Annotated in this window: 21 protein-coding genes and 1 pseudogene; 11 read left to right on the top strand and 11 right to left on the bottom strand. The window is 70.7% G+C overall.

The genetic code is table 11. From position 1 onward, the window contains the following. Nucleotides 1-7 precede the first annotated feature (7 nt). The 5 genes and pseudogenes from ACGF5O_RS46155 (at nucleotide 8) to ACGF5O_RS46135 (ending at nucleotide 2,808) form a co-directional block, all read left to right on the top strand. Nucleotides 8-199 carry a type II toxin-antitoxin system VapB family antitoxin gene (locus tag ACGF5O_RS46155; protein ID WP_393815997.1) on the top strand — a complete coding sequence of 64 codons (192 nt, stop codon included), beginning with the start codon at nucleotides 8-10 and terminating at the stop codon, nucleotides 197-199. Then, a complete protein-coding gene (locus tag ACGF5O_RS46150) occupies nucleotides 196-603 on the top strand; it encodes a PIN domain nuclease (protein WP_393815941.1) in 408 nt (135 codons plus the stop codon). The genes ACGF5O_RS46155 and ACGF5O_RS46150 overlap by 4 nt, the downstream gene beginning before the upstream one ends. Before the next feature lie 79 nt (nucleotides 604-682). Then, nucleotides 683-1,117 (top strand): annotated as a pseudogene (locus ACGF5O_RS46145) (aminotransferase class I/II-fold pyridoxal phosphate-dependent enzyme); the annotation flags it as partial. A 55-nt stretch (nucleotides 1,118-1,172) separates the two neighbouring features. Next, nucleotides 1,173-1,484: a hypothetical protein gene (locus ACGF5O_RS46140; protein WP_393815940.1), complete on the top strand. Its 312-nt coding sequence runs from the start codon at nucleotides 1,173-1,175 to the stop codon at nucleotides 1,482-1,484. A gap of 142 nt (nucleotides 1,485-1,626) precedes the next feature. Continuing rightward, nucleotides 1,627-2,808: a hypothetical protein gene (locus ACGF5O_RS46135; protein ID WP_393815939.1), complete on the top strand. Its 1,182-nt coding sequence runs from the start codon at nucleotides 1,627-1,629 to the stop codon at nucleotides 2,806-2,808. Between the two features lie 3 nt (nucleotides 2,809-2,811). Here ACGF5O_RS46135 and ACGF5O_RS46130 read toward each other — a convergent pair whose 3' ends face one another. From ACGF5O_RS46130 to ACGF5O_RS46120, 3 genes are all read right to left on the bottom strand, one after another. Next, nucleotides 2,812-3,342 (bottom strand): YbjN domain-containing protein, encoded by a 531-nt coding sequence (locus tag ACGF5O_RS46130; RefSeq protein ID WP_351486951.1) that lies wholly within the window; start codon nucleotides 3,340-3,342, stop codon nucleotides 2,812-2,814. A gap of 102 nt (nucleotides 3,343-3,444) precedes the next feature. Continuing rightward, complete coding sequence (gene clpB, locus ACGF5O_RS46125) at nucleotides 3,445-6,078, bottom strand: ATP-dependent chaperone ClpB (RefSeq protein WP_393815938.1); 2,634 nt, start codon at nucleotides 6,076-6,078, stop codon at nucleotides 3,445-3,447. Between the two features lie 449 nt (nucleotides 6,079-6,527). Further along, nucleotides 6,528-6,863 (bottom strand): hypothetical protein, encoded by a 336-nt coding sequence (locus tag ACGF5O_RS46120; RefSeq protein ID WP_089100103.1) that lies wholly within the window; start codon nucleotides 6,861-6,863, stop codon nucleotides 6,528-6,530. A gap of 355 nt (nucleotides 6,864-7,218) precedes the next feature. On the opposite strand from ACGF5O_RS46120, the gene ACGF5O_RS46115 reads away from it, so the two are divergent. Together ACGF5O_RS46115 and ACGF5O_RS46110 are read left to right on the top strand one after the other, a co-directional pair. Then, nucleotides 7,219-8,223, top strand: a complete 1,005-nt coding sequence (locus ACGF5O_RS46115) for a helix-turn-helix transcriptional regulator (RefSeq protein ID WP_393815937.1) — start codon at nucleotides 7,219-7,221, stop codon at nucleotides 8,221-8,223. Next, entirely contained in the window at nucleotides 8,220-9,209 is a 990-nt protein-coding gene (locus ACGF5O_RS46110) for a helix-turn-helix transcriptional regulator (protein ID WP_393815936.1), read from the top strand. Before ACGF5O_RS46115 ends, ACGF5O_RS46110 begins: the two co-directional genes overlap by 4 nt. Here ACGF5O_RS46110 and ACGF5O_RS46105 read toward each other — a convergent pair. Then, entirely contained in the window at nucleotides 9,172-10,236 is a 1,065-nt protein-coding gene (locus tag ACGF5O_RS46105; protein ID WP_393815935.1) for a LuxR C-terminal-related transcriptional regulator, read from the bottom strand. The two genes, ACGF5O_RS46110 and ACGF5O_RS46105, sit on opposite strands and share 38 nt — an antisense overlap. Before the next feature lie 394 nt (nucleotides 10,237-10,630). On the opposite strand from ACGF5O_RS46105, the gene ACGF5O_RS46100 reads away from it, so the two are divergent. From ACGF5O_RS46100 to ACGF5O_RS46090, 3 genes are read left to right on the top strand one after another with little or no spacing between them, the layout of a single operon-like run. Beyond that, on the top strand, nucleotides 10,631-12,178 hold the full coding sequence (locus ACGF5O_RS46100; protein WP_393815934.1) for a circularly permuted type 2 ATP-grasp protein: 1,548 nt from the start codon (nucleotides 10,631-10,633) through the stop codon (nucleotides 12,176-12,178). Then, nucleotides 12,175-13,107 (top strand): alpha-E domain-containing protein, encoded by a 933-nt coding sequence (locus ACGF5O_RS46095; RefSeq protein WP_393815933.1) that lies wholly within the window; start codon nucleotides 12,175-12,177, stop codon nucleotides 13,105-13,107. The genes ACGF5O_RS46100 and ACGF5O_RS46095 overlap by 4 nt, the downstream gene beginning before the upstream one ends. Before the next feature lies 1 nt (nucleotide 13,108). Further along, nucleotides 13,109-13,951: a transglutaminase N-terminal domain-containing protein gene (locus ACGF5O_RS46090; protein ID WP_393815932.1), complete on the top strand. Its 843-nt coding sequence runs from the start codon at nucleotides 13,109-13,111 to the stop codon at nucleotides 13,949-13,951. Nucleotides 13,952-14,112: 161 nt separating this feature from the next. Here ACGF5O_RS46090 and ACGF5O_RS46085 read toward each other — a convergent pair whose 3' ends face one another. Beyond that, nucleotides 14,113-15,219 carry a sugar ABC transporter substrate-binding protein gene (locus ACGF5O_RS46085; RefSeq protein ID WP_393815931.1) on the bottom strand — a complete coding sequence of 369 codons (1,107 nt, stop codon included), beginning with the start codon at nucleotides 15,217-15,219 and terminating at the stop codon, nucleotides 14,113-14,115. Nucleotides 15,220-15,454: 235 nt separating this feature from the next. Further along, nucleotides 15,455-15,655 (bottom strand): hypothetical protein, encoded by a 201-nt coding sequence (locus ACGF5O_RS46080; protein WP_393815930.1) that lies wholly within the window; start codon nucleotides 15,653-15,655, stop codon nucleotides 15,455-15,457. Nucleotides 15,656-15,903: 248 nt separating this feature from the next. Here ACGF5O_RS46080 and ACGF5O_RS46075 point away from each other — a divergent pair, with 248 nt between their 5' ends. Beyond that, a complete protein-coding gene (locus ACGF5O_RS46075; protein ID WP_393815929.1) occupies nucleotides 15,904-17,166 on the top strand; it encodes a fibronectin type III domain-containing protein in 1,263 nt (420 codons plus the stop codon). A gap of 50 nt (nucleotides 17,167-17,216) precedes the next feature. On the opposite strand, the gene ACGF5O_RS46070 is transcribed toward ACGF5O_RS46075, so the two are convergent. From ACGF5O_RS46070 to ACGF5O_RS46050, 5 genes are all read right to left on the bottom strand, one after another. Beyond that, a complete protein-coding gene (locus tag ACGF5O_RS46070; RefSeq protein ID WP_351713617.1) occupies nucleotides 17,217-17,663 on the bottom strand; it encodes a heat shock protein transcriptional repressor HspR in 447 nt (148 codons plus the stop codon). 5 nt (nucleotides 17,664-17,668) lie between these two features. Next, complete coding sequence (gene dnaJ, locus ACGF5O_RS46065; protein WP_393815928.1) at nucleotides 17,669-18,847, bottom strand: molecular chaperone DnaJ; 1,179 nt, start codon at nucleotides 18,845-18,847, stop codon at nucleotides 17,669-17,671. 36 nt (nucleotides 18,848-18,883) lie between these two features. Beyond that, a complete protein-coding gene (gene grpE, locus ACGF5O_RS46060) occupies nucleotides 18,884-19,540 on the bottom strand; it encodes a nucleotide exchange factor GrpE (RefSeq protein WP_393815927.1) in 657 nt (218 codons plus the stop codon). Next, nucleotides 19,537-21,372, bottom strand: a complete 1,836-nt coding sequence (gene dnaK, locus ACGF5O_RS46055) for a molecular chaperone DnaK (RefSeq protein ID WP_359206418.1) — start codon at nucleotides 21,370-21,372, stop codon at nucleotides 19,537-19,539. The genes grpE and dnaK overlap by 4 nt, the downstream gene beginning before the upstream one ends. A gap of 94 nt (nucleotides 21,373-21,466) precedes the next feature. Beyond that, on the bottom strand, nucleotides 21,467-22,486 hold the full coding sequence (locus tag ACGF5O_RS46050) for an MraY family glycosyltransferase (protein WP_393815926.1): 1,020 nt from the start codon (nucleotides 22,484-22,486) through the stop codon (nucleotides 21,467-21,469). Nucleotides 22,487-22,665: the final 179 nt, after the last annotated feature.

Here is a 22,665-nt window from a genome sequence, read left to right as displayed (position 1 = left end):
GAACGCACTGGAAGCCGCGGCGAAGGAGCTGGGCACTTCCACGAAACGGGACACCATCAACACCGCCCTACGGGAGATCGTCGCCCGCAACCGGCGCCTGCGTGCCCTGCACGAACTGCAGGATCTCGCGGAGGAAGGCACCCTCGATGTCGCACTCCTCCTGGACAAGCGCGACTACCGGGGTGGTTCCGCCCGGTGAGCGTTGCCGACTACCTCATCGATACGTCGGCCCTGGCTCGCGTTCTGCTGGGTCAGGCAACCGAAGAATGGGAACAGCGGATGTGCGCCGGGCTGATCGCCCTGTGTGACCTCACGGAACTGGAAGTCCTCCACTCCGCACGTTCCGCGAAAGGGCGCGAGGCCGTCCAGGAACGACTGAACCAGTTCGCCTGGTGCCCCATGCCCGACGGCGTCCACCGGCGCGCCCGCGTCGTCCAGCGCGAGCTCACCGCCAAGGGCGAGCACCGAAGCGCCGGAGCTGTCGACCTTCTCGTGGCCGCAGCCGCAGAAGAAGCAGGACTCACACTGCTGCACCACGACCACGACTTCGAAACCATCGCCCGCACCACCGGGCAACCGGTCCGAACGATCGACCTCAAGTAGCCGGTCAGCTCCCCGAGATCCACCGCCACCACAGACATCCCGACCTTCGCCCGCAGTCGAATGGGTGCGTGAACGCGGAGTGGGCTGGGTGACGTCGACGCCGGAGCTGGTCACGGCGGTGCGCTCGGCGAAGCAGTTCCTGACGTACGTGGCCTCGGGCCCCTTCCAGTACGCGGTCGCCGAAGCCCTCGCCCTCCCGGACGCGTACTTCGAGGCGTTCCGCCGGGACATGCAGACCAAGCGGGACATCCTCGCGGCGGGCCTGACGGAGGCGGGCTTCCAGGTCTACGACACCGCCGGGACGTACTTCATCACCACCGACATCCGCCCGCTCGGCGAGACCGACGGCTTCGCCTTCTGCCGCTCCCTGCCGGACCGCGCGGGCGTCGTCGCCATCCCGAACGCGGTCTTCTACGACCACCGGGAGGCGGGGGCACCCTTCGTACGGTTCGCGTTCTGCAAGCGGGCGGAGGTCCTGAAGGAGGCGGCGGAGCGGCTGCGGCAGCTCGCCTAGGACCGACCCGGTGAGCCCGGGTTGCCGAACGTCATCCAGGAGTTGAAGAAGATCTATGGCCCATGAGCCGCTCGTGACCGTGGAGACGGACGACTTCTCCGTCACGTACGTACTCGGCCTGGAGGACGACGCCGACACCGTCGAGGATGCCGACGCGGTCATCCGCGCCCGTGACGGCAAGGGGTGGACCGCCAGCTTCATGACACCCCGGAAGATCGCAGACCTCGTGATCGTCCGCGAGCCCGGCCCGGACGCCATGACCAGGGCCCTGGTCGATCTCTTCGGCGAGTACGGCATGGACACCAACGTGCTGCCGCGCTTCGACGCGGACGAGGAAGAGGAAGAGGACCAGGCCGAGGACGGCTGACCTCGGGTTCACCGTTCGTGCGGGTGCGTGGGGGGGCTGGTCGCGCAGTTCCCCGCGCCCCTTACGGGGCACGACACGGGGCGCTGCCCCCATCGGGCGCACATTTCTCGCACGTGTCCCGTTCGCCCGGCACTGTGCCAATGTGAGCCACCTCAGCACCACCGCCCTCGCCCCGCCCGTCGCGCAGCGGCCCGAGACCCGGTTGTCCCTCGTCACCGCGGGCGGGGTGGCCGTGGGGCTGTTCGCGGCGGCCCGGCTCACCGGCATGGCCTTGCTGGCGGTGGTCGCCTGGGCGGGCGGGCGGCATCCGCTGACGCTGCTGGGCAGGTCGTGGGACGCGGCCTGGTACCTGGGGATCGCGGCGCACGGCTACGGCCGCACCCTGTACTTCGGCCCCGGCATCGTCCACAGCGACCTGGCGTTCTTCCCGCTCTACCCGGCGCTCATCCGGACCCTCACGGCCGTGACCCCGCTCAGCGGGGCCGGCGCGGGGCTGCTGGTGTCGTGGACGGCCGCCGGCGTCGCCGCGGGCGGGATCTACGCGGTGGGGGCCCGGCTGCACGGCCGTGCGGTGGGCACCGCGCTGGTGCTGCTGTGGGGGCTGCTCCCGCACTCCGTGGTGCTGTCCATGGCGTACACGGAACCGGTTCTGACCGCCTTCGCCGCCTGGTCGCTGTACGCGGTGCTGGCCCGGAACTGGCTGTGGGCGGGCGCCCTGGCCGCGCTGGCCGGCCTGTCCCGCCCGAACGGCTTCGCGGTCGCGGCGGCCGTCCTGCTCGCCGCCGGCCACGAGGTGTACCGCGCCCGCGGCCGGGTTACCCACAGGCTGTGGACGGGCGCGGCGCTCGCCCCGCTGGGCTGGACCGCGTACGTCCTGTGGGTCGGCCGCCGCACCGGCGACGCGCTGGGCGGCTACTTCGGCGTACAACGGCTGTGGGGCTCGCGCTTCGACTTCGGCCGGGGCTCGCTGGCGTTCGTCCGTACGCTGCTGCTGCGCGGCGACCGGTTCGTCTTCCCGATGACGATGGTGATCGTGGCGGCGGCGGTGGTCCTGTTCGCCCTGCTGGCCCTGGACCGCGCCCCGCTCCCGCTGCTCGCCTATACCGCCGTGCTCCTGCTGATCGCGCTCGGCGGCTCGGGCTTCTTCGAGTCGAAGCCGCGGTTCCTGCTCCCGGCCTTCCCGCTGCTGCTGCCGCTGGCCCGGGCGCTGGTCCGCACGGCAAGAGCCCGGCCCTGGCACGCGACGGTGGTGGTCACGGCCCTGGCCGGGCTCTCGTTCGGCTACGGCACGTACCTCGTCGTGTACGCGCACACACCGCTGTAGGTCCTACTCGTCGCCGTCTTCCGGCTCGTCGGCCTCGTTGACGGCCTCTTCCAGGCCGAGCTGCTCGACCAGCCACTTGTCGAACTCGATCGCGGCCCGCACCCAGCTGACCGTGGACGAGACGAAGTGGTTGATGTCGACGCCCGTGCCGATCAGCATCTGGGCCTCACCGATGAGACGGACGGTGCCGTCGTCGTGGGTGTGGGTGTAGACCTTGGGCCACAGGGTCCGCCGGTTCCAGTCGTCGATCGACTCGAGGAGCTGCGGCTTCTCGTCGATCTTGTGGGGGCGGTCGTAGAACGTCCGCACCGAGAAGACTGCCTGCTCGTCCTCGCCGCGGAACATGAAGTACGTGCGGAACTGCTCCCACGGCGCCGCGAGGTCGCCCTCGTCGTCGACGACGTACTTCAGCTCCATCTGGTCGAGGAGCTGCTTCACAAGATCCTGATCCGGGACGACGGGGCCCGCCGGTCCTTGGGGCTGCGGCTCGGGCTGGCCCCCGAAGTTCGGAATCGAGGACGGGTCGATGGTCACCGTGTTTTTCCCTTCATACGGATCCCGCCATCCTCCCCCATCCGGGGAGGGGGGTGGCAACCCCCGCCCCGGCGGGTTCATCTCGCGTTGGCGGAATTCCGCTCAGAGCGTTTTTCCGGTCTCCTGACCGGCGTTTTCCACGGCCTCCTCCGCCGTCACCGGGCCCACGATCAGCCCCTCCCCGAACGCGTCCACCCGGATCGTGTCGCCGTCCTTGACCTCGCCGGCCAGGATCTCCTTGGCCAGCCGGTCGCCGATGGCGGTCTGGACCAGGCGGCGCAGCGGGCGGGCGCCGTAGGCCGGGTCGTTGCCCTCCTCGGCGAGCCAGGCCAGGGCCTCGGGGGTGATCTCCAGGGCGAGCCTGCGGTCGGCGAGGCGCTTGGCCAGCCGGTCGAGCTGGAGCCGGGCGATCCGGGCCAGTTCGTCCTTGGCCAGGGCGGAGAAGACGACCAGGTCGTCGAGCCGGTTGAGGAACTCCGGCTTGAAGGACTGCCGGACCGTCTCCAGGACCTGCCGCTTCTTCTCCTCCTCACCGAGGACCGGGTCGACCAGGTACTGGCTGCCCAGGTTCGACGTCAGCACCAGGATCGTGTTGCGGAAGTCGACCGTGCGGCCCTGCCCGTCGGTGAGGCGGCCGTCGTCCAGCACCTGGAGCAGGATGTCGAAGACCTCGGGGTGGGCCTTCTCCACCTCGTCCAGAAGCACCACGGTGTACGGGCGGCGGCGGACCGCCTCCGTCAGCTGGCCGCCCTCCTCGTAGCCGACGTACCCGGGCGGGGCGCCGACCAGCCGGGCCACGCTGTGCTTCTCGCTGTACTCCGACATGTCGATGCGGACCATCGCCCGCTCGTCGTCGAAGAGGAAGTCGGCGAGGGCCTTGGCGAGTTCGGTCTTGCCGACGCCGGTCGGACCGAGGAAGAGGAAGGAGCCGGTGGGCCGGTCCGGGTCGGCGATCCCGGCGCGGGACCGCCGTACGGCGTCCGACACCGCGCGGACGGCCTCGGTCTGGCCGATCAGGCGGCGGCCCAGCTCGTCCTCCATCCGGAGCAGCTTCTGGGTCTCGCCCTCCAGCAGCCGGCCGGCCGGGATGCCGGTCCAGGCGGCCACCACGTCGGCGATGTCGTCGGAGCCGACCTCCTCCTTGACCATGGTGTCCCTGGCCGTCTCCTCCTCGGCCTCGGACGCGGCCTCCAGCTCCTTCTCCAGCTGCGGGATCTCGCCGTACAGCAGCTTGGAGGCGGTGTCGAAGTCGCCGTCGCGCTGGGCGCGTTCGGCGGTGCCGCGCAGGGCGTCGAGCTTCTCCTTCAGCTCGCCGACCCGGTTCAGGGACTGCTTCTCGCGTTCCCAGCGGGCGTTGAGGCCGCGCAGGTCCTCCTCCTTGTCGGCGAGGTCGCGGCGCAGCTTCTCCAGGCGGTCCCGGGAGGCCGGGTCGGTCTCCTTCTCCAGCGCCAGCTCCTCCATCTTCAACCGGTCGACGGAGCGCTGGAGTTCGTCGATCTCGACCGGGGAGGAGTCGATCTCCATGCGGAGGCGGGAGGCCGCCTCGTCGACGAGGTCGATCGCCTTGTCCGGGAGGAAGCGGGAGGTGATGTAGCGGTCGGAGAGGGTCGCGGAGGCGACCAGCGCCGAGTCCGCGATCTGCACCTTGTGGTGGGCCTCGTAACGGCCCTTCAGGCCACGGAGGATGGCGATCGTGTCCTCGACCGTCGGCTCGGCGACCAGCACCTGCTGGAAGCGGCGCTCCAACGCCGGGTCCTTCTCGATGCGTTCGCGGTACTCGTCGAGCGTGGTGGCGCCGACCATGCGCAGTTCGCCGCGGGCCAGCATCGGCTTCAGCATGTTGCCGGCGTCCATGGCGGAGTCGCCGCCCGCGCCCGCGCCGACGACCGTGTGCAGCTCGTCGATGAACGTGATGATCTGGCCGTCGGAGTCCTTGATCTCGGCGAGGACGGTCTTCAGCCGCTCCTCGAACTCGCCGCGGTACTTCGCGCCCGCGACCATCGCGCCGAGGTCCAGCGAGACCAGCCGCTTGTCCTTCAGCGACTCGGGGACGTCCCCCTTCACGATCCGCTGGGCCAGCCCCTCGACCACGGCGGTCTTGCCGACGCCCGGCTCGCCGATGAGCACGGGGTTGTTCTTGGTGCGCCGGGACAGCACCTGCACGACCCGGCGGATCTCCTGGTCGCGGCCGATGACGGGGTCGAGCTTGCCGTCCCGGGCGGCGGCCGTGAAGTCGGTGCCGAACTTCTCCAGCGCCTTGTACTGGCCCTCGGGGTCGGCGGTGGTCACCCGGCGCCCGCCGCGCGCCTTCCGGAAGGCCTCCACCAGCTTTTTCGCGGTGGCGCCCTGCCGGTCGAGCACCTCGCCGGCCGCGCCGCCCTTCGCGGCGATGCCGATGAGCAGGTGCTCCGTGGAGAGGAAGTCGTCGCCGAGCTCCTTGGCGCGTTCGCCGGCGTCGGCGAGGACCGCGAGCAGTTCGCGGTTGGGCTGCGGGGGCGCGACCGTGGAGCCGGTCACACTGGGCAGCGCGGCCAGTACGCGGTCGGCGCCCTGGCGTACGGCGGCCTGGTCGGCGTCGACGGCCGCGAGCAGGTCGGTGATGTTCTCGTTGTCCTGCCCGGCCAGCAGAGCCAGCAGCAGGTGGGCAGGGGTGAGGTCCGCGTGCCCCTCGGTCACGGCCCGGCTGCTGGCCGCGTTGATCGCGTCCCGGCTCCTGTTGGTCAGCTCGGCGTCCACGTTCGCGTTCTCCTCCTCGGCGTCGTTCGGCTGACTCAGCCAACGTACACAAAGTTGAGTCTATTCCACTCAAGGTGTGGGCGGGAGCCCTTCCGGGGAGCGAGTGCGAAGGAGTGCCGGGCGGCGGGGCGGCGGCGGGCGACGCCGGGGGGCGGGCCGGCATCCGGGGCGGGGCAGGGCCGACGGCCGGGGCGGAGCCGGAGGCGTGCCGAGCGGCACGGCGGAGCGGGGGTGACGGGTGGAAGCGAGAGGTGCGGGCGAGGTGGGCGCGGGCCGGGTCGGCCGCCCTGTTCCGGCGGCCAGTTTCAGCCACGGTGGAGTTCGGCCGAATCCAGTCGATACCGCGAAATGTCCGCCCAAAACTGCAGCGGCGTCACCGTGTTCAGGTCACGGTGACGCCGCTGCGGGGGGAAGCACCTGAGCGATCTTTTTACGACGGGGGAATCGCGTCAGGCACTGCGGGGGGTGGCCGAGATGGTCCTCACGTCCGGGACATCCGGCTCAGCCAGCCGGTGGTCCCGTTGGTCCAGGTTCACAAAGATCATTCCGTACCGGATCGCGCACCGCACGGGCTGCGGGGCACCCCGCGGCTTGCGCAGGCACCGGTACGCCCGTACGTCCTCGTCCTCGTCGCGCGTGACGACGACCGGCTCACCGAAGACGGTCACCATCAACGAGTCACCGGAGTGGGGGATCGCGGTGACAAGGTCGATGAAGTGCCAGCCCGAGCGGTAGGCCGTGGCCATTTCGCGGCGGAAGGAGCGGTCGTCGGGTGGGGTGGTCATGACGAGACGGCCCAGCTGCTGTCTGCCGGGGCGACCCAGGAGCTGTCCCCGGGGACGTCGGACGCCACGATCACCCAACTGCTGTCACTGCGGGCGGCAGTAACGCTCCAGCTACTGTCCCCCGCGACATCACTCTTCGTCGCCGAGAGGCCGCCGAGTGCCCCGAAGGCCACAACGGCGGAGAAGGCGGCGACAAGCGCCGAGCGAAGCATTCTCTTATGCATAGTCGGCTTCGTCCTCATTTGAAGGTCACCTCTCCCCCGTCCGAATACGACGATGGCGCATTCCGGCACGTCGTGGCCACACAATCGATGCATCATGTTCCTGCACGTTCAGGACCCTGGGGGGTGGAGATTTGACAACAAACGAGACTAAGCGGACACATCCCCACGGGCTGACCGACCTGTGCGAGGACGGGCGCCGTCTCTACGGGAACGCTCTCCGGACGGGACGCGTCGCCCGTGCGGATGTGGAACCCGCGCCTTGTTTGATGGAATTCGCCCTCCTTCATGCCGATCCCGACGACCCGAACTGGCTGCGCCCGGTCCCCCCTTCGATCGCCCTCGCCCAGCGGCTGAACCCGATCGAGAGCGAGATCACCCACCGCAGGCGGACGGCGATCGAACTGGCCGACGCTTTCGAGCCGTTCATGACGCTCAGCGCCCAGTCCACGACGACCACCCACTCCATCACGGTGCTGGAGGGCCTGGACCGGATCAACGCGGCCCTGGACCTGGCCACCGCCCAGTGCCAGACCGAGATGCTCACCGTCCAGCCCAGCCGCCGCCGCCTGGAACACACCCTCGCCAAGGCCCTGGACCGCGACCGGCCGCTGATCGAACGCGGCTGCCGCATCCGCACGCTCTACCAGCATCCGGCCCGCTACAGCCCCGAGACGCTCGCCTACGTCGCCCAGTTCACCGACGGCAAGGTGGAGTACCGCACGATCGACGAACTCGTCGAGCGGCTGATCATCTGCGACGAGTCCGTGGCCTTCATCCCGACCCGCGACGACGGGGAGATCGCCCTCGAACTCCGCCACCCGGGACTCGTCCGCTACCTGATCAAGGTCTTCGAGTTCATGTGGAACCGCGCGGTCCCGCTGAGCGCCGGCGCGCCCTACGAGACCGCCCCCGACGGCATCACCGAGATCCAGCACTCCATCGCCAAGCTCCTCATCGAGGGCCATGTCGACGAGGCCATCGCCCGGCGCCTCGGCATGAACGTCCGCACCTGCCGGGCCCACATCGCCAAGCTGGCCCAGCTCCTGGGCAGCGGCAGCCGCGCACAGCTGGGCTTCCTGATAGCCCAGTCCGGGATCCTGGACCAGACGCCCCCCGAGGAGGCCGGCAGGCCGTGACCACCGACTCTCATGCCGAGCACGGCGTCGAGGACCTGTGCGACGCGGGGACGAAACTGTACGAACTCGCCCTACGTTCCGGGCAGTTGTCCACGAAGGACGCCGCCGGGGCCCCCTGCCTCGTGGACCTCGGCCTGCTCCACCCGGCGCTCGACGACCTCGGCCGGCTGGAGCCCGTCGCCCCGGACGTCGCCCTGCACCGGCTGCTGCGCGGGGCCCGCGCCCGCATCACCGAGGAATGGCGGCTGGAGCAGCGCCTGGTGGAGCTCTTCGAGCCGCTGATGACCGTCCAGGGACCGCCCGGCACGACGACGGACTCCCCCGCACTGCGGCTGCTGAGCGGCACGCGGCGGATCAACCAGGCCATCGGGGAGGCCATGACGGAGGCCCGGCAGGAAGTCCTGTGCGTCCAGCCGCACGCCGGTCTGATCGGCGAGCGCGGCGCCCAGGCCCTGCCCGCCGCCTTCGGACGCGACCAGGCGTTCCTCGACCGCGGCGGCCGGTTCCGCACGCTCTACCAGAACACCCTGCGCCATGTGCCCAACGTGTACGCCTACGCCGAGGACCTGAGGGGCGACAGCACGGCCCGCGGCCTCGACGAGGTACCCGACCGGCTCGTCGTCATGGACCGGTCGGTCGCCTTCCTCCCCGCCAACGGCGACGGCACCCTCGCCCTGGAAGTCCGCCACCCGGCACTGGTCGACTACCTGATCACCGCCTTCGACCGGCTCTGGCGCCTGGCCACCCCGATGTTCCCCAAGGCCGAGCTCCGCCCCACCGTCAACGGCATCACCCCCCGCCAGCAGGCCATCGCCGCACTCCTCGTCGAAGGCCACACCGACGCGGTCATCGCCGAACGCCTCGGCATGAACATCCGCACCGCCCGCGTCCACATCGCCAAACTCGCCGACACCCTCGGCAGCGAGAGCCGCGCCCAGCTCGGCTACCTCATCGCACGCTCGGGGATCCTTGGTCAGGAAGGCTGACCGTGTCCGAGGCCGTGCCGGGGGCCGTGCTCGCCCCGCCCGGTGGCCGGTCCAGTCCCACCTGGGCTATGCGCACGCCCAGTTGGGTACGGCTGGCCGCGCCGAGGGTCTCGGAGAGGCGGGCGATGTGCGCACGGCAGGTGCGGACGCTGATGCCGAGGCGTTCGGCGATGACCGCGTCCTGGTGGCCCTCCGCGAGCAGCGCCGCGATGGACTGCTCCCGGTGCGAGATGCCCTCGATGCCGGTGTCGGGAAGCGGGGCGGTGAGCGGTATGGCGAGGCGCCAGAGGCGCTCGAAGACCGTGACGAAGTACTCGACGAGGGCGGGGTGGCGCAGCTCCAGGGCCATCGTGCGGTCCGCGTTCGCGGGGATGAACGCCACCGTGCGGTCGAAGAGGATGAGCCGGTCGATGACCTCGTCGAGCGTGCGGGCCTCGACCGCGTCGCCCATCAGCTCCAGGTAGTTGAGCAGGCCCTGGCCGTGCCGGGCGACATGCGTGTACAGGTCGCGCATCCGCACGCCCCGCCCGCGCAGGGCGACGGCGCGGTGCAGCCCCTCGGTCAGCTCCGACTCCCGCCGGATGCCGCCCGGCTGCACGGTCAGCACCTCCTGCGTGCAGGCCTCCGTCGCCTCGTCCATGGCCGCCTGGATCCGGGACAGCCCGTCGAGCACCCGGATGGCCGCCGTGCCCTCCGCGGAGGGCGACACGGCCTGCAACTGCCGTCCCAGACCGGCGTACCACTCGAACGCCTCGACCGCCGAACCCACCCGCCGCTGGCTCTCCGTCACCTCGTCGTGCACCCCGCGCAGCAGCCGGGTCATGACCTCCTGCGGCGCCGTCGGCACCAGCCAGTCCATGTCATCGGGGTCGGGGTGCAGCAGCGCCAGTTCGAGCAGGCAGGGCACCGCGTCGGCGTCCGTGCGCGGCACCCGGCCCCGGCGCACGGCCCGGGAGTACACCCGGTCCCCGACGGCGCACAGCCGGTCGGCGCCGTGTGGATGCTCCTCCGTCCCGTGCCCGGCCATCGCCCATTCCACCCCCGATTTGCTGCCTCTTCCGCAGCGCAACTATGAGCGGTCCGGACCAGGTCCGCAACACAGCTCCCCTCGCGCGGGGCGCCGTAATACCCGGATGTGACCGGATATCACACCGCCTCCGCCGGTCGCGTTGCAACAAGATGACGGTGGTGGCAGGGGGGTGTGCGCGGCATCGTGGGTGCCGCTTCCCACGGGTGTCCCCGGACGCCCGGCGGGGCCCCGGGCCATCCTCCCCCGATCGGGCCGGGGCCCCGTGCAACGCACCCACGGGGGAGGTGCGTTGCAGGGAGGGTCGCTCGCGGGCGCGTGACGCGGCGGTCCCGGCGAATCCCCGAAATCCGCCAGTGATCGCCGCGTTACGTGCCCGCTCTAACGTCCCTGCATGGCGGACATATTCGACGCGTACGCGTTGGCCGACGCGTGGGACGAGATGTTTGTGCGGCCGGGTGAGGTCAGGACCGCCTATGAGCCGGTACTGGCTGCGCTCCAGCCGATCGAACCGAGTGAACTGCGGTTCCGGGCCGACCAGATGGCCCGGGCCTTCACCGACCGGGGGGTGACCTACGCCTTCGCGGGCGAGGAACGGCCCTGGCCCCTGGACCTGGTGCCGAGAATCCTCGACGCCCTGGAATGGGATCTCATACGAAGAGGCGTGGCCCAGCGCGTGCGGGCCCTGGAGGCCTATCTGGCCGACGCCTACGGACACGCGCGGGCCTTCGAGGATGAGGTGGTCCCGTGGCGGCTGCTCCTTGGCTCACCGCACTTCCACCGGGCGGCACACGCGGTGGAGCCACCCGGCGGGGTGCGCATCCATGTGGCCGGAATCGACCTGGTCCGCGACGAGGCCGGCGCGTTCCGGGTCCTCGAGGACAACGTGCGGGTGCCGAGCGGGGTGTCGTACGTCATCGAGAACCGCAGGGCGATGACCCGGGTCTTCCCCTCGCTCTTCGCCGAGCAGCACGTGCTGCCGGTGGACGGGTACCCGGGGCGGCTGCTCGCCGCCCTCCGGGCCGCCGCGCCGGGCGGGGCGGCGAGCGATCCCCGGGTGGTCGTCCTCACCCCCGGGCCGAGCAACGCGGCCTACTTCGAACACGCCCTGCTGGCCCGGCTGATGGGCGTGCAGCTGGTGGAGGGGCACGACCTGGTGTGCCGGAGCAACCGGGTCTGGATGCGCACGACCCGCGGCGAGGTGCCCGTGCACGTCGTGTACCGGCGCCTCGACGACGACTTCCTCGACCCGCTGCACTTCCGCCCCGACTCGGTGATCGGCTGCCCCGGCATCCTGAGCGCCGCCATCGCGGGGAACGTCACACTCGCGAACGCCGTGGGCAACGGCATCGCGGACGACAAACTCCTCTACACCTACGTCCCGGACCTGATCCGGTACTACCTCGGGGAGGAGCCGGTCCTTCCCAACGTGGAGTCCTACCGACCCGACGAACCAGGCCAGTTGGAGGCCGTCCTCGACCAGCTCGACCAGCTGGTCGTGAAGCCCGTCGACGGGGCCGGCGGACAGGGCATCGTGATCGGCCCGAAGGCCGACCGGGCGACCCTGGAACGCACTCGCAAAGCCGTGGCGGCCGACCCGCGCGGCTTCATCGCCCAGCGCCCGGTCGCCCTCTCCACCTCCCCCACCCTCTCGGGTGAACGGATGGCCCCGCGCCACATTGACCTGCGGCCGTTCGCCGTGAACGACGGCGACGGCATCTGGGTGCTGCCCGGCGGACTCACCCGGGTCGCGCTCCAGGAGGGCAACCTGATCGTCAACTCCAGCCAGGGCGGCGGCTCCAAGGACACCTGGGTGCTCGCCGAGGGCCCCGCCGAACGCCCCGAGCCGGTCGACGCGGGCCCGATCCCCGCCGTCGCCCCGCGCCGCCTCGGCCCCGACGGCACCCGTGCGGTCGTACCGGAAGGAGCGCAGCAGCAGTGAACGACGTGATCCTCTCCCGTATCGCCGAGTCGCTGACCTGGACCGGGCGGTACGTCGAACGGGCCGACGCCACCGGGCGGATCCTCGACGCCTACCTGCACCGGATGCTGGAGGACCCCTGGCGCGACGAGGACGCGGCCTGCCGGTCGCTGTACGCGATCCTCGGCGTGGACGCCGGCGCGGCACGGGTGGATATGCAGCAGGTCCTGGACCAGCTCGCCTTCGACGCCCGCTCCACCTGCTCCATCGAGGGCGCGCTTGGCGCCGCCCGGCTCAACGCGCGCAGCGCCCGCGAGGCCGTCTCCTCGGAGATGTGGGAGTGCCTCAACTCCACCTGGCACGCGCTCGGCGACCGGCGCCGCGCGGCCCGCCGTACCGGCCCCTACGCCTACCTGGAGCTGGTCCGCAGCCGGGCCGCGCTCTTCTTCGGCCTCGCCGACTCGACCATGAGCCGGGACGACAGCTGGCGGTTCGTCGTCCTCGGGCGGAGCCTGGAGCGGGTGGACATGACCGTACGGCTGCTCTCGGTGCGGGTGCTGGACGCGGCGCACGCGCCGGACTGGCCGACGCTGCTCAGCGCGAGCGGCGCCGACGAGGCGTACGCACGGGTGCACACCGGGTTCGGCGACACCCCGCGGGTGGCCGAATTCCTGCTCCTGGACCGGGACTTCCCGCGCTCGGCGCTGCACGCGCTGACCACGGCCGAGGAGTGCCTGGCCGCGCTCGGGCGGCCCCGCCAGGACCCCGCCCGCTCCCCGGTCGGGCGGGCCCGCACCCGCCTCGAATACCTCGACACCGCCTCCCTGGAGGCACAGCTGCCGGTCCTGCTGCGCGATCTCCAGCAGGCCTGCATGGCGTGCGCCGACGCGGTGGCGGAGCGGTTCTTCCCGTACCAGGGGCCCGTCGAGTGGGCCCAGGAAGGAGCCTGAGATGGCTCGTCGCCTCCGGATCCGGCACACCACCCGGGTCTCCTACGCGCAGCCCGCGGCCTCCTCGCACAACGAGGTCCGGATGACCCCGCTGACCCTGCCGGGGCAGACCACGCTGGACGCGCGGGTCACGGTGCAGCCGGCGACCGCCGTCTGGTCGTACTGGGACTACTGGGGCACCCAGGTCACCGGCTTCGACCTGCTTGAGCCGCACGAGGACCTGACGATCACCGCGTCGAGCCTGGTGGAGACGACGGCGCCGGGGCCGCTGCCGGCCGCGCCGGGGTGGGCGGAGCTGGCCGAACGGGCATCGGGGTCACGGCTGTTGGAACTCATGAACCCGACGGCTCGCACCTCGGTGCCGAAGAAGCTGGTGCGGAAGGCGCTGGCCGCCGCGGAGGGGCTGGGCCCGCACGAGGCCGCGGTGGCCGTCTCGGAGCTGGTCGCCGACCGCGTGGCCTACCTGCCGGGCGCGACCGGCGTGAACACCTCCCCCGCGGAGGCGTGGGCCCAGCGGGCGGGCGTCTGCCAGGACATCACCCACCTCACCATCGCCCTGCTGCGGGGGCTGGGGCTGCCGGCCCGGTACGTCTCCGGGTACCTGCACCCGGAGCGGGAGGCGGAGCCGAACCGGCCCGTCGCCGGGCAGAGCCACGCGTGGATCGAGTACTGGGCCGGCGACTGGTGCGGGTACGACCCGACGAACCGGGTGCGGGCCGGGGAGGACCACGTGGTGGTGGGGCGGGGCCGCGACTACGACGACGTCACCCCGCACAAGGGGATCTACCGGGGGGTGCCGGGAGGGGCACCGGAGGTCACCGTGGAGTTCACGAGGGTCGCGTAGCCGCCCGCGGGAGCGTGGGGGCTGCTCACGCAGTTCCCCGCACCCCTTGCGGGGCTACCCAGCCGCGGGCAGGCGTGCCGCAGGGCGGCACGGGTGGGCGAAGCGGCACCCGGCAAGCGCCGGTAAGCGACCCACCCCCCGTCCGCCCCCTTGGGCAGGGCCTACTTGAGCCCCGCCTCCGCGCAAGCGGTCTTGTACGCGGCCGTGCAGATCTGCGAGATCTTGTAGATGCCGTCCGCGACGACGGTGTCCTTGATCTTGCTCTTGGTCACGGCGTTGACCTGTACCAGCTGGGACGGGATGTCCTTGTTGGTCGGGCTGTCGACGGTGTCCTGGGTGAGCGCGTCGAACTGGATGTCCTTGCCCTGCACCTTGTAGACGGCCATCTGGGCGGCGGCCTCGGCCTCGTCCGGGTACGGCTTGTAGACGGTCATGTACTGCTCGCCGATGAGGATCCGCTGGATGGCTTCGAGGTCCGCGTCCTGGCCGGTGATCGGCGGCATCTCGGTGACGCCGGCCGCCTTGAGGGCCTTGACGATGCCGCCGGCCATCGCGTCGTTGGCGGAGTAGACGGCGGCGATGTTGTCCTTGCCGAGCGAGCCGATCGCCTTGGTGACCTCCTGCTCGGCGATGTCCGGGTTCCAGTCCTTGGTGTCGTACGAGTCCGCGATCGTCACCTTGCCGTTCAGCTCGGACATGGCGCCCGTCTTGAACTGCTTGGCGTTCGGGTCGGTCGGCGAGCCGTTGACCATGACGACCTTGTCGGAGGTGTCGACGTTCGACCCGATGCCCTCCAGGAGGGTACGGGCCTGGACCTCGCCGACCAGCTCGTTGTCGAAGGAGACGTAGGCGTCGATCGGGCCCTCGGCGAGGCGGTCGTAGGCGATGACCGGGATGCCCGCGGCCTTCGCCTTCTTCACCGTGCCCGCGATGGCGTGCGCGTCGACGGAGTCCAGGATGATCACGTCGACCTTGTCGTCGATCATCTTCTGCATCTGCGTCGCCTGCGTGGTGGCGGACGACGCGGCGTTCTGGTAGTCGACCTTGCCCTGCTTGTTGGTCAGCTCGGCGATCTTCGCCGACATGATCGGGTAGTCGAAGTTGGTGTACCGGGTGTTGATCTTGTCCGGCATCAGCACGCCCACCGTGATGTCGTTGCCCTTCGTCGGGCTCGCGGACGTCGACGATCCTGTCGCGTTGAGCACGCCGCAACCGGCAAGCGAAAGGGTCATCGTGGACGCGGCCACAAACATGGCTATACGACGCATACGGGGGCTCACTTCAGGTGCGTTCCGGACGTGGGCTGCTTTGCGACCCAGATGTCTGAAAAGCCAACGCGTACGTCACACCCGGCGTCAAGCGGAACTACTTAACGAGTGCGCAACACCACGCTCCGCTGCACCTGTGAAGGATGAGCGGAACCCCCTCCAAACACTCTTTACGGACCCTCCATCCAAAGGGAGTTCATGGGTAGGCAAAGATCCGTACAACCAACGCGCTTCCTCACGAGTCGACATCCGGAACGACTGCCCCCGTCGTTCGGATACGACCAGAGGATCGAATGAACCAAGCCAGACGCAGCGCGGCCGTCACCGTCGTGCTCGCCACCGCCGGCACACTGCTCGGCGGCGCCTTCGTGACCGCGTCGGCGGCCACGACCTGCAACTCGCCGGTCTTCACACGGCAGATGTTCGCGAACACCACGTTCAAGGGCACCCCGAAAAAAACCGCCTGCGACTCCGCGATCGACGAGAGCTGGAGCGGCGCCCCCCGCCTCCGGCCTCCCCAAGGACGGCTTCGGCGTCCGCTGGACCGTCACCCGCGACTTCGGCTCCGGCGGCCCCTTCGCCCTCACCGCCTCCGGCCTCGACGGCATCCGGGTCTACGTCGACGGCACCCGCCGCATCGACCTGTGGAAGAACACCACCACGACGGTCACCAAGACCGTCAACGTGACCGTCCCGTCCGGCAGGCACACCCTGCGCGTCGACTACGCCAACTTCACCGGCGCCGCGAAGGTCAGGTTCGCCTACACACCGCGCACCTCGGCGAGCGTCGACAAGGTCAAGCCCCTCGCCCCGGGCAGCACGGCGGTGTCGTACGACGCCGTCACCGGCAGGGCCGGGCTGACCTGGTCGAAGAACAAGGAGATGGACCTCTCCGGCTACCGCGTCTACCGCCGCGCGCAGGGCGCCTCGTTCGGCACTCCACTGGCGACGACCGGCGCCACGTCGTACACCGACAGCTCGCTGCCCGTGGACGGGAAGGTCTACTTCTACGAGGTGCGCGCCTACGACAAGGCGGGCAACGTGTCGACGGGCTCGGCCGACCGGCAGGTCACCACCGCCGACCGCACCGCTCCGGAGCGGGTCACCGGGGTGGCCGTCCGGGCGGGCACCGCGGGCAACGTCGTGACCTGGCGGGCATCTTCGGCGAAGGACCTCGACCACTACGAGCTGTGGGCCTCGCGGGCCGGTGAGCCCGACCCGGACGGGCCCGAGTTCCTGGGCCTCCCGGACTACACCGACGCCACCGCGGAGGCCGGCACGGCCTACACCTACACCGTCCAGGCGGTCGACACCGCCGGGAACATCTCCCCGGTGTCGGCGGCCGTGACGGCGACCCGCCCGGCCGCCTCCGCCGTGGCCGCCCCGGCCGGCCTGACGGGCACCCCCGCGGACGCCGCCACCGGCCTGAGCTGGACCCCGTCCGAGGACCCGGCCGTCACCGGCTACCAGGTCTACCGGCGGACCGTCTCCAACGGCGGCTGGACCCTGCTGGGCAGCAGCGCCGACGCGTCCTACGAGGACACCTCGGCCCCGCGGCACAAGGCGTACTACTACGTCGCCGCCGTGGACGGGGACGGCGCCGAGTCGGCGCCCTCGGCGGAGCTGACCGTCGACCGGCTCTCCCCGGCCACCGCGACCGGCCCGGCCGCCCCGAAGCTCATCCTGGTCAGCGAGGGGATCCCGGCCCGCTCCCCGATCAGGGTGACGGCCGCGCCGGGTACCGGCGACGAGGACCGCGGGCTCCAGGGGTACTCCTGGGAGGTCGCCGGCGCCTGCGGGAGCAGCGGCACCCTGCTGTCGACGACCGGGAACCTCTCCTGGACGTCTCCCTACAACGGGCCGTGCACGATGACCGTGTACGCCGTGGACGCCTACGGGCGGCAGGGCGAGCAGAGTTCGTCGCTGAACTTCTTCGTCGGCCGGTGACACACGAAGGGGCCCGGAGAATCCTCCGGGCCCCTTCGCACGGCCTGCTGCTAGTCCTTGGCCTTCTTCGGTCGCCACACCACCAGCGCGCTGGTCTGCTGGACCTCCTGGTACGGGACCAGGTCGCGGCGGTAGGAGGCGTGGACGGCGGCCTCGCGCTGCTGCATCGCGGTCGCCGCGCCGTCGACGGCCGCCTGGAGTTCGGCCACGCGCTGCTGGAGCGCTATGACCTGGTTCTCCAGTTCGATGATGCGCTTGATGCCGGCCAGGTTGATGCCCTCGTCCTGGGACAGCGCCTGCACCTGGCGGAGCAGTTCGATGTCGCGGGCCGAGTAGCGCCGGCCCCGCCCGGCCGTGCGGTCCGGGGAGACCAGGCCGAGGCGGTCGTACTGGCGCAGCGTCTGCGGGTGCAGTCCGGAGAGCTGGGCCGCCACCGAAATGACGTAGACCGGGGTCTCCTCGGTCAGTTCATAAGGGTTACGTCGACGGCCGTCCATCTCTGTCATGCTCCCTTCGCGGCCTCGAACAGCTCGGCCCGCGGGTCCTCGCCCGCGGTCGCCTCGCGATACGCCTCCAGCGCGTCACGAGCATTCCCCGACAGATCCTTCGGGACACTCACCTCGACGGTGACCAACAGGTCGCCGCGGGTGCCGTCCTTGCGGACCGCGCCCTTGCCACGGGCGCGCATGGTGCGGCCGTTGGGCGTGCCCGGGGGCAGCTTCAGGGTGACCGGCGGTCCGCCCAGGGTCGGGACCCTGACCTCGCCGCCGAGCGCCGCCTCGGTGAAGGTAACCGGGACGGTCACCGTGAGGTTGTCCTCCTTGCGGCCGAACACCGGGTGGGTGTCCACGTGCACCATGACGTACAGGTCGCCCGCGGGGCCGCCGCGTTCGCCCGGTGCGCCCTTGCCGCGCAGCCGGATGCGCTGGCCGTCGGTCACCCCGGCGGGGATGCGGACCTGCATGGTGCGCGACGACTTGGCGCGGCCGCTGCCCTTGCAGTCCAGGCAGGGGTGCTCCGCGATCAGGCCGCGGCCCTTGCAGTCGGGGCAGGGGTCGGTCAGCGAGAAGCCGCCGCCGGAGCCCCGCGCCACCTGTCCGGTGCCGACACAGGTCGGGCACACCCGCGGGGTGCCGTTCTTGTCGCCGGTGCCCGAACAGGCCTTGCACGGGGACTGCGAGGACATCCGCAGCGGGACCGTGGCGCCCTCGATGGCCTCCGTGAAGCTGAGCGTGACCTCGGACTCGATGTCCTGGCCGCGCCTGGGCTGGGTACGGCCGGCCGTGCCGCCGCCCCGGTTGAACAGGCCCCCCAGGACGTCGCTGAAGCCGCCGCCGCCCCCGCCGAAGCCGCCCCCGCCCTGGGCGTTGCCGCCGAAGAGGTCGCCCAGGTCGAAGTTGAAGTTGCCGCCGCCCGCGCCCGGTCCCGGGCGGAACCCGCCGTTGCCGAAGAGGGCGCGGGCCTCGTCGTACTCCTTGCGCTTCTTGGGGTCGCCGAGTATGTCGTTCGCCTCGGAGATCTCCTTGAAGCGCTCCTCGGCCTTGGCGTTGCCCTTGTTGGCGTCCGGGTGGAACTCGCGGGCGAGCTTCCGGTACGCCTTCTTGATCTCGGCCTCGGTGGCGTCCTTGGGGACGCCGAGGACCTTGTAGTAGTCCTTCTCGATGAAGTCCTTGGTGCTCATCCCCGACGCCCCTCCTTCCGCTCGGTACTTATTACGTCAGCCCTCCTCAGGGCCGTTGTCCTTCTCGTCCCCGGCCGCGGGGGCCTCTTCGGTCCCCTCGCCCTTCACCGCCGTCGCTCCCGGCTGCGGTTCGGCGACCGCCACCCGCGCGGGGCGGATGGTGCGCTCGCCGATGCGATACCCCGGCTGCAGGATGGCCACGCACGTCGTCTCGGTGACGTCCGGCGCGTAGCTGTGCATCAGCGCCTCGTGGATCGTCGGGTCGAAGGGCTCGCCCTCCTTGCCGAACTGCTGCAGGCCCATCTTCGCCGCGACCGTCTCCAGCGACTCGGCCACCGACTTGAAACCGCCGACCAGTTCGCCGTGTTCCCGGGCCCGGCCGATGTCGTCGAGCACGGGCAGGAGTTCGGTCAGGAGGTTCGCGATGGCGATCTCCCGGACCGTGATCCGGTCGCGCTCCACCCGGCGGCGGTAGTTCTGGTACTCGGCCTGGAGGCGCTGGAGGTCCGCGGTGCGCTCGCCGAGCGCGGTGCGTACCTGGTCCAGCTGCGCGGTCAGACCGGCCAGCTGTGCGCTTGCGTCCCCGGCCGGGGCCGCCCCCTGGGAGGGAGCGGCCTTCGGCCCGGCGTCGTCGGGGGTGGCGCCGGAGGGGACGTCGGGCTTCTCCTCGAAGCCCGGGGTCTCCTCCGTCACGCGGCACCGTCCTTGCGCTCGTCGTCGACGATCTCGGCGTCCACCACGTCGTCCGCGGCGTCACCGGCGGGGGCACCGCCGGCCGCGGCACCGGAGGCCTGGGCGTCGGCGTACATGGCCTGGCCCAGCTTCTGGGAGACGGCCGCGACCTTCTCGGTGGCGGTGCGGATCTCGGCGGTGTCCTCGCCCTTGAGGGTCTCCTTGAGCTCCTCAAGGGAGGCCTCGACCTCGGTCTTGATCTCGCCGGGGACCTTGTCCTCGTTGTCCTTGAGGAACTTCTCCGTCTGGTAGACGAGCTGCTCGCCCTGGTTGCGGGTCTCGGCGGCCTCGCGGCGGCGGTGGTCCTCCTCCGCGTACTGCTCGGCCTCCTGGCGCATCCGGTCGACCTCGTCCTTCGGCAGCGAGGAGCCGCCGGTGACGGTCATCTTCTGCTCCTTGCCCGTGCCCAGGTCCTTCGCGGTCACGTGCATGATGCCGTTGGCGTCGATGTCGAAGGCGACCTCGATCTGCGGGACCCCGCGCGGGGCCGGCGGCAGACCGGTCAGCTCGAACATGCCGAGCTTCTTGTTGTACGCCGCGATCTCGCGCTCGCCCTGGTAGACCTGGATCTGGACGGAGGGCTGGTTGTCCTCGGCGGTGGTGAAGATCTCGGACCGCTTGGTCGGGATCGTCGTGTTCCGCTCGATGAGCTTGGTCATGATGCCGCCCTTGGTCTCGATACCGAGGGACAGCGGGGTGACGTCGAGGAGCAGGACGTCCTTGACCTCGCCCTTGAGGACACCGGCCTGGAGCGCGGCGCCGATGGCGACGACCTCGTCCGGGTTCACGCCCTTGTTGGCGTCCTTGCCGCCGGTCAGCTCCTTGACGAGCTCGGCGACGGCGGGCATGCGGGTGGAGCCGCCGACGAGAACGACGTGGTCGATCTCGCCGAGGTTGATGCCGGCGTCCTTGATGACGTTGTGGAACGGCGTCTTGCAGCGCTCCAGGAGGTCCGCGGTCAGCTGCTGGAACTGGGCGCGGGTGAGCTTCTCGTCGAGGTGCAGGGGGCCCTCGGCGGAGGCGGTGATGTACGGCAGGTTGATCGAGGTCTCCGTGGAGGAGGACAGCTCGATCTTGGCCTTCTCGGCGGCCTCGCGGAGGCGCTGGAGGGCCATCTTGTCCTTGCCGAGGTCCACGCCGTGGCCGGCCGCGAACTGCTTGACCAGGTAGTCGACGACGCGCTGGTCCCAGTCGTCACCACCGAGGTGGTTGTCGCCGTTGGTGGCCTTCACCTCGACGACGCCGTCACCGATCTCCAGGAGGGACACGTCGAAGGTGCCGCCACCGAGGTCGAAGACGAGGATCGTCTGGTCGTCCTTGTCGAGGCCGTACGCCAGCGCGGCGGCGGTCGGCTCGTTGACGATGCGCAGGACGTTCAGGCCCGCGATCTCGCCGGCCTCCTTCGTCGCCTGACGCTCGGAGTCGTTGAAGTAGGCCGGGACGGTGATGACCGCGTCGGTCACCTTCTCGCCCAGGTAGGCCTCGGCGTCCCGCTTGAGCTTCTGCAGGATGAAGGCGGAGATCTGCTGGGGGTTGAAGTCCTTCCCGTCCAGCTGGATCTTCCAGTCGGTGCCCATGTGCCGCTTCACGGACCGGATGGTCCGGTCGACGTTGGTGACCGCCTGGCGCTTGGCGACCTCGCCGACGAGGACTTCGCCGTTCTTCGCGAAGGCGACGACGGACGGCGTGGTCCGGGCACCCTCGGCGTTGGTGATGACGGTGGGCTCGCCGCCTTCAAGAACGCTGACGACGGAGTTAGTCGTGCCCAGGTCGATGCCGACCGCACGTGCCATGGTGATTTCCTCCAGCTGACTTGAGTGGAACGGACTCAAGTGTGCATCAAGCTTCGCCCTGGGTCAACAGACCTGAGTGGAGCAGACTCAAGTCTTATCCGTTCCTTACACGCAAGTGCCCGCTGACCTGCGTTGATACGGCGTTCCTGGGCCCGTACACCGGCACCCGAAGGAGTAGCAGCACGATGCTGAAGGTGACGCAGGCGACGCAGGTGGCGCCGGTACGGGCCACCCAGCCGCCGTGCACGAGCACCCCGACGAGCACCCCGGCGAAGGACGCGGCACCGAGGGCGACGGTCGCCCGCTGCGAGGTGAGCCCGAGGCGCCGCAGCCGGTGCGCGAGATGGTCGGGCCCGCGCCGCAGCACCGGCCGCCCGGCGAGGAGCCGCGAGAGCACGACGAGCAGGACGTCGGCGCTCGCCACGGCGGTGAGCGCGAACAGCACGCCCGCGCTGGCGGCGGGGTCGTACCCGGACCGGGTGACCAGCGCGGCGGCGGCCAGCACGAACCCGGTGAACAGGGAGCCGGTGGCGCCGAGGGCGATCCGCGCGGGCGCCCAGTTGTGCAGCAGGAACCCGGTGAGCGCCGCCGCGAGCACGCTCAGCAGCACCGCGAGCCCGTCCATCACCTCGGCGGCGGCACAGGCCCCGACCCCGAAGGCGGTCACCACCCCGACGGTCCCGGCCAGCCCGTCCGCGTGGTCCAGCCCCTTGAAGGCGACGGCGACGAAGGCGATCCAGCCCGCGCCGAGCACCCCGCCGACGATCCCGAACTCGCCGTACGGCACCACGCAGGCGGCTGCCACCGCCGTACCGAAGAGCAGGAACCGCGTCTTCAGCCGCCACACGTCGGCGACCACCCCGAGCAGCGCGACGGCTCCCCCGGCGGCCACCAGCTCCCCGACGCCGGTGCCGAGCGGGGCGACGCCGGTCCAGTCGCCGGCGAACGCGACCAGGCAGGTGGCGCCGACCACGGCGAAGCCGCCCAGCGCGGGCACCCGCCGGGCCCGCCGCCGGTCGACGAGCCCGATCCGCAGGGCACACGGGCGGATCAGCGCGGCGAGGAAGGCGGCGAGCAGGAAGGCGGTGGTGGCGGCGGCGATCCCGTAGAGCACAGGTCCAAATTAGACCTAAATGTAACAATTCTGTACGAATAACACGATCGGGTTGGGGCGTACCGCCCAGGCAAGCCTCAGCGATCCAGATCACCCCGCACCTGGCTACAGTGCGGGTAAAGATGCGGGTAGTCTCGAACGGACTGCATAAGTTACCGCTTAGTAATTTCGGGAACCCT

The sequence above is a fragment of the Streptomyces sp. NPDC048291 genome, assembly GCF_043201715.1.
Classification (GTDB): domain Bacteria; phylum Actinomycetota; class Actinomycetes; order Streptomycetales; family Streptomycetaceae; genus Streptomyces.
The sequence above is the reverse complement of the archived record's forward strand: the minus strand, read 5'-3'. Positions and strand labels throughout refer to the sequence as shown.